We start from the raw sequence: 424 nt of genomic DNA on the forward strand, positions 1-424 counted from the left end.
TTGGGACAGAAGTGCTCCCGGCGACGTCGTTCCAGACAGTGCAAAGGCGACGCTGGCCTACAAGCGCGGTGGTTCGAACGCAAAATGCGCCGCGCGTCTGGATGCGCTGCGGGCCCGTTCGCGGTAGACCCCATTAATCGCGCGTCCCGACGCAACGAAAAGCGAGCTCTGTGTCCTGGCTTACGCGGTCGCTTGAGCGGTCACAGCTTCTGGCGCGGTTGCGACTGGCAACTTCGTAACCGCCTTTTTGGCGCCAACCAATTTCTTCACCGGTGCCTTCTTCGCTACCGCAGTTGTTGTCGCGGGCTTCTTCGCGACGGCTTTCGCCTTGCTCGCAGCGGCAGAATCCGCAACTCGGCTAACGCCATCAATCAAAAACTTCGAACGTTCTTTGGCACCAGCAAGCCACGCCGGCGCCGAACCC

Annotated in this window: 1 pseudogene; it reads right to left on the reverse strand. The window is 61.1% G+C overall.

Going from position 1 to position 424, the window contains the following annotated elements:
* Positions 1-180: 180 nt before the first annotated feature.
* Positions 181-424: pseudogene (locus tag PQR42_RS45675) on the reverse strand (H-NS family nucleoid-associated regulatory protein); the annotation flags it as partial.

The sequence above is a fragment of the Paraburkholderia sediminicola genome (assembly GCF_046027355.1).
GTDB lineage: Bacteria > Pseudomonadota > Gammaproteobacteria > Burkholderiales > Burkholderiaceae > Paraburkholderia > Paraburkholderia sediminicola_B.